Origin of the sequence: Streptomyces malaysiensis subsp. samsunensis, from assembly GCF_024519315.1 — a bacterium.
Lineage (GTDB): Bacteria > Actinomycetota > Actinomycetes > Streptomycetales > Streptomycetaceae > Streptomyces > Streptomyces malaysiensis.
The window spans coordinates 25,616-31,864 of record NZ_JANIIC010000090.1; the positions used below are offsets into that span (position 1 = coordinate 25,616).

A 6,249-nucleotide genomic window follows, 5' to 3' on the forward strand; every position below is an offset into this window, starting at 1 on the left:
CTGTCAGAAGACGGCGTCGATCAGCTCGGACGCCTGCTCTACGGTCAACCTCGGGTCGCACAGCGACAGGTAGCGCTCGGTCAGCGCGTTCTCCTCCTCAGGACGGCCGACGCACTCGGTCACCCGCTCCGCGGCCACCTCCAGATGCAGCCCGCCGACATGCCGACCGGCCCGCTCCACCACCCGGCGGAACTCCCGGCTCTCCGCGATCAGGTCGGCCAGGTAACGGGTCTTCAGTCCGCCCGCAGCCCGCCGGGTGTTGCCGTGCATCGGATCGCTCAGCCATACGACCGGGTGGCCGGCCGACACCACCGCCCGCACCAGCGGCGGCAGCGCCTCCGCGACGGCGTCCCGGCCCATTCGGAAGATCAGGGTCAGCCGCCCCGGGACCCGGTCCGGGTCGAGCGCGGCGCACAGCCGCAGCAGCGTGTCCGGGGTGGTCGACGGGCCGATCTTGCAGCCCACCGGGTTGCGCACCGAGGCCAGCAGAGCCACATGTGCGTGATCCAACTGCCGGGTGCGCTCGCCGATCCACGGGAAGTGCGTGGAGCCCAGCAGCGACCGGTCGGCCGCCGGGTCGTGCCGCACCAGGCCGGCCTCGTAGTCCAGCACCAGCGCCTCGTGGCTGCTCCACGGCCCCAGCCGCCCGCCGTCCGCCGCCGCCACGCGCCGGGCGCGCAGGTCCCGCAGGATCTCCGTGCTCGCGTGGTACGCCCAGACCATCCGGCGCGGATCCGGCCGCCGGGCGAGCTCCGAGGCCGTCTCCAGGTTGACCATGTGACCGCGGAAGACCGGCAGCGTCACCCCGTCGACCGTCTCGACCGGCGCCGACCGCGGCTTGGCGTACTGCCCGGCGATCCGCCCGATCCGCAGCACCGACTGGCCGGTCCGCGCCGCCACCCGGTCGGCCAGCGCCTCGAGCGCCGACGCCTTCGCGGCGGTGTGCCCGGCGCCGGACTCGTAGAAACTCTCCGCGCAATCACCGGCCTGTACCAGCCGGGCTTGCCCCCGCGCCACCTTCGCCAGGCCCCAGCCCAGGGTGGCCACCTCGGTGTGCGTCACCAGCGGCGCGGCGCCACGCAGCCAGCCGAGCGCGGCGGCGTGCGCGGGGTGCGCGTCCCACTCCGGCTGTTGCTCGGCCGGCAGCGACTCCCACGCCGACGGCAGCGGTGCGCCCATCATGCGGACGTCGCGATGTCGTGGTGGAGCAGCGCGGGCAGGTCCTCGCGGTGCTTCACGCCCAGCTTCCGGTACACCTTCGTCAGGTGCTGCTCGACCGTGCTCTCGGTGACGAACAGCTTCTCCGCGATGGCCCGGTTGGTGTAGCCGGCCGAGGCCAGCGTCGCCACCCGCCGCTCGGCCCGGCTGAGGAAGGTCAGCGCGGTGTCCTCCAACGCGCCGGTGCCGTCCACCTCGTGCTCGGCCATGCCCGGGAACAGCTCCCGGCACAGCGGCTCGGCCTGGCAGCTGCGCGCCACGTGCCAGGCCCGGCGGGCCGTCTGCCGGGCCCGCCGCTGCTCGCCGGACGTGTGGTGAGCGTGGCTGAGGTCGGCCAGCGCCCGCGCCAATTCGTAACGGTCCCCGGCGCCCTCCAGGATCTCCACCGCGTCCCCCAGCAGATCGGTGCGCTGCCGCTCGCTCCCGCACGCCGCCAGCAGCCGCAGCGCTTGGCCCCGGACCCGGCCGAAGTCGGTTCCCACCCAGGCCAGCTGTTCGTTCAGCAGCCGTCTGGCCTGCTCCCGGTTGCCCTGGCGCAGCCAGGTCTCGGCCGCGCCGGTGCGCCACGGCACCAGGCCGGGGGTGTCCAGCGCCCAGGAGCGCATCAGCTCGCCGCAGGCGAAGAAGTCGGCCAGCGCGGCGGCGTGGTTGTCGCACACGAGGTGGTAGTGGCCACGCGCGTACAGGTAGTGCAGCCCGTACCGGCTCTCGAACATCGACGCCGGGACCGGAACCCGCAGGTATTCGGCGGCGATCGGCAACTGTCCGGTCCGGGAGGCGGACAGGATCAGCGAGCTCAGCGGCAGACCGGCGGCCGTGCCCCAGGCCGGCGCGGACACCTCCTCCAGCGCGGCCCGCGCCCGTTCGACGGCCGCCGCCAGGTCCCCGCGCCGGACCGCGATCTCCGCCGACACCGCGGACAGCTCGGCCCGGGACATCGGCACCCGCGCGGTCCACGGGTCCCGGCGCCACGCCTCGCACCAGCGGGCCGCCCGCTCGGGCCGGTCGGCGTACACCTCCGGCATCAGGCACAGCAGCGCGGACTCGCCGGTCCACACCGTGCCCCGCTGCACACTCGCCTTGTGCAGCAACTGCTCGGCCCGTTCCGTGGCCTCCTCGTGCCGCCCGTGGATCAGCACATCCGCCAGCACCGCGGAGAACCGCTGCCACGGCGCCGACCGGTCCGCGGGCCCCTCGGCCGTCGGCCGGCTCCGCAGCACCGGCCGGCGTCGGCGCGCCGGCCGCGGGTGGGTGCACATCAGCCACAGCTCGAACGCGCGCAGCCGGGCACCGGTGTCGGCCGGGTCGTCGTCCGGCGCGGCCCGCAGCCGCTCGACGAGCGCGGTGGCCTCCTCGGGACGGCCCTGCCACAGCAGTTGCCGGCACACCTCGATGGTGTCGCCGGGCGTCAGCAGACCGGCCCGGGCGTCCCCGGCCAGCTGGTCCAGGTGCCGGACCGCGGCGCGGGGGTCGGAGCGCCACTCCACCTGAGCCAGCCGGACGCGGATCGCGGCCCGCTCCCGGCCGTCCCGGGCACCGCGCAGCGCCTGCTCCAGGCAGTCCACGGCCACCGCGAACCGCTGCTCCAGCAGATGGCTCTCGGCCGCGTCCAGCAGTACCCGGGTGGCCGGGATCCCATCGGCGCCCTCGCCCGCGATGATGTGCGCGGCGACCGCGGTGGCCGGCTCGCCCCGTTCCTGTAACAGCCGGGCCGCGGCGCGGTGCAGCGCCACGCGCTGCTGCGGTGGCATATCGTCGAGCACCCCGGCCCGGCCGTTGGGGTGCGCGAAGTCCCCGTCGCTGAGCAGCCCGCCCGCCTCGAAGGCTCGGACGGTGTCGGCGACCACGTCCACGTTCACCCCGACCAGCCGGCTCAGCAACGCCTCCGAGGTGTGACCGCGCAGCACGGCCAGGCCCCGCACCACGGCCAGCCCGGCCGGGCCGCCCCGCCGCAGACTGGTCAGCAGCGCCTGCCGATAGGAGCGGCCGGCCATATTCCGGCCGGTCCGCCAGTCGTCCAACAGGGCGTGCAGCAGCAGCGGGTTGCCGCCGCTGGCGCTGAAGAACGCCGGTGCCAGCCGGTGCGTGGCCGACGGCCCGCAGTGCTGTCCGATCAGCTCGGCGGCGCCTCGCTGCGACAGCCGGCCGACCGGGATCAGATCGCTGTGCGGGTACCGCAACAGCTCGGTCCTGGCCGCCGAGAAACCCGGGTGCGGGCCGATGTCGCTGGCCAGCACCACCAGCACCGGGGCCGGCCCGATCCGCCGGGCCAGCGACAGCAGCCACAGCACCGACTCCGGGTCGGCGTGCTGCACATCGTCCACCGTGATCAGCGCCGGTGAACGGTTCACCAGGGCGAGCAGTTCCATGCACAGCCCGTGCAGCACCTGGGCGGTCAGTCGCTCGGCCGCCCCGGTGTCGGGGGTGGACGCGAGCCTGTCGATCAGTTTCGCGGCCCGGTCCCGGAAGGCCGCCGGCAGCGTGGGCGCCAGGAACAGCTGGCTCACCACGCCCAGTGGCAGCGCCCGTTCGGCCGGCGAGCAGATCGCATGCAGCCGGAGCAGTGCCCCGTCGGCCCCGGCCCCGGCCCCGGGCCCTCCATCCGCAGGGCGCCCGTGCGCCGACGCTCCGTCCGCTGGTGTGCCGTCGGTGGACGTGTCCGTACCGGGTCCGCGCCCGTCGGCGCGACGCGGACATGCTCCGTCGGCGGACCGGGCGAACGAATGCAGCAACTCCGTCTTACCGGTCGACGCCGCTCCCTCGATGAGGGCGATGCTCCCGGTCCCCGACGTGGCCTGACACAGCAGCGCGGTAAGGCGGGACAGTTGCTCGTCCCTCTCAACCAACCTGGTCAAAGGTTCCTCCTGCAATCGCGCATGTCCCCCGTGCTGACCGAGTCCTTACGGCGCCGCCGATGCTAGGCGGGACGTCGCCCCGCATCCCAGTGACGGAATTCCATCGACCATTCCACGGACCGGTCACCACCCGTCCGTCAGCCGACCGGCCGACCACCCGTCGGGCCAGGTCAGAGGGGCAAGATCGGCGTGCGGCGAACGGCCGGGCCACCACCGGCCGACGGGCTTCGCCGCACCCGGCTCAGTCCAGCTTCTCCAGCCAGCCCAGCAGCGCCTCCGCGGTGTCCGCCACCTCGTCGGTCAACACCGTGAAGTGGTCGCCCGCCACCTCGATCAGGTCGTGCGGCAGTGGCCACGTCGCCTGCCAGCCGTCCTCACCGGCCATCTCCGGTGTGGGGCGGCCGGCCCGCAGGAACAGCGTCGGCGTGGTGACCGCGTACGGTGTCCAGTCGGCGAACATCCGCAGATAGGCACCCATCGCCAGCAGCGCGGCGTCGTCCGGCGCGCCCTCCTCCACCGCGGCCCGCGCGGGCAGCCCGAGCAGCCACTCCCGGGCGCGCGAAGCGCCGTCCAGCGGGTAGGTGTCGATCAGCACCAGCCCTCGCGGCCCGCGGCCCAGCCGCTCCAGCTCGCCGGTGACGGCGTGTGCGACGGTGCCGCCCAGGGACCGGCCCACCAGCACATACGGTTCGTCGCCCACGTGGTCGAGCACGGACCGCGCATGCATCCCGACCAGCGTCCTACGATCCTCCGGCACGGCCTGACCGGTGCCGAAGCCGGGGTAGGGCAGCACCGCGCTGTCCAGGACCCCGTCCAGCCGGCGGCCCAGCGCGTCGTACTCGTGCGGGGTGGCCGCCGGAGTCACTGCCGGTACGCAGACCACCCTCGGCCGCCGCGGACCGGTCGCCAGCGTCACCGGCCGCATGGCGTGCTCCGCGCTGTCCCGGTCCGAGAAGGTCGGCACCGACCAGGACGCACCGACCAGCATCTGTGTCGCCGCCTCGATCCGACCATCCCGGTACAGCCGCTCGTACAGCGTGGCCACCGTGTAGGCCGACGGCTCCGGTGAACGCCCAGCCGCCAGCTGTGCCCCTACGTGGTCGGCGAGCGCGGTGGCCGTCGGGTGATCGAACACCACGGTCGCGGACAGCCGCAGCCCGGTGGCCGACATCAGCCGGTTCCGCAGCTCGACCGCGGTCAACGAGTCGAAGCCCAACTCCCGGAAGTCCCGTTCGGGATCGACCGCGTCGGCGTCGCCGTGCCCCAGCGCCTCGGCGACCTGCTCGCGGACCAGTTCCAGTGCCGACCCCGGGTCGACCGCGGGCGGCGCCGCGCTCGCGGCGTGCCGGGCGGTCGGCCGGGGCCGTCGGACCAGGCCCCGCAGCGCCTCCGGCACCGGCTCCAGTCGGCTCAGTGTTCCGACGTCCAGCTTCACCGGCGCCAGTACGGCCGCACCCGACCCGACCGCCGCGTCGAAGAGCGCCAGCCCTTCGGCGTTCGACAGTGGCCGGAGCCCGTTGCGGGTCATCCGGTCGTGATCGGCCTGGGTGAGGTGGCGGGTCATGCCGGTGGTGCGTTCCCAGGATCCCCAGGCGAGTGAGGTGCCGGGCAGGCCCAGACCGTGGCGGTGGGTGGCGAGGGCGTCGAGGAAGGTGTTGGCGGCGGCGTAGTTGGCTTGTCCGGGTGAGCCGAGGATGCCGGCGATGGAGGAGAAGAGGGCGAAGAGGGTGAGGGGGTGGTCCTGGGTGAGTTCGTGGAGCCACCAGGCGGGGTTGGCTTTGGGGGCGAAGGTGGTGGCCAGTGCTTCGGCGTCCAGGTGCTCGACGGTGGCGTCGGCCAGCGCTCCGGCCGTGTGCACGACGCCGGTCAGCGGGCCGATGTCGTCGATGAGCGTGGTGAGTGCGGCACGGTCGGTGAGGTCGCAGGAGAGGGTGCGGACGCGGGCGCCGTGTTGTTGGAGTTCGTTGGTGAGTTCGGTGGCGCCGTCCGCGTCGGGTCCCTGGCGGCTGACCAGGACCAGGTCGCGGGCGCCGTGTTCGGTCACGAGGTGGCGGGCGATGAGCGAGCCCAGGCCACCGGTGCCGCCGGTGACGAGCACAGGGCCTGTGGAGAGGTCGGGCCGCTTGTCGGTGGAGGCCCTGGTGTCCGCCGACAAGCGTGTCAGTCGGGGGAGGGT

General features: G+C 74.1%; 3 protein-coding genes. All 3 read right to left on the minus strand.

From position 1 onward, the window contains the following. Nucleotides 1–3 precede the first annotated feature (3 nt). Nucleotides 4–1,182, minus strand: coding sequence for a 3-deoxy-7-phosphoheptulonate synthase (locus NQU54_RS43695; protein WP_099013056.1), 1,179 nt, complete (start codon nt 1,180–1,182; stop codon nt 4–6). Further along, nucleotides 1,179–4,073, minus strand: coding sequence for a helix-turn-helix transcriptional regulator (locus tag NQU54_RS43700; protein WP_257635860.1), 2,895 nt, complete (start codon nt 4,071–4,073; stop codon nt 1,179–1,181). The genes NQU54_RS43695 and NQU54_RS43700 overlap by 4 nt, the downstream gene beginning before the upstream one ends. A gap of 241 nt (nt 4,074–4,314) precedes the next feature. Then, nucleotides 4,315–6,249 (minus strand): type I polyketide synthase (locus NQU54_RS43705; protein WP_257635861.1); only part of this gene is annotated, 1,935 nt, incomplete at its 5' end.

Bases quoted from the DNA above. Each gene is read 5' to 3' on its own strand.
- NQU54_RS43695 (WP_099013056.1), bottom strand. From the start codon at position 1,182: ATGATGGGCGCACCGCTGCCGTCGGCGTGGGAGTCGCTGCCGGCCGAG.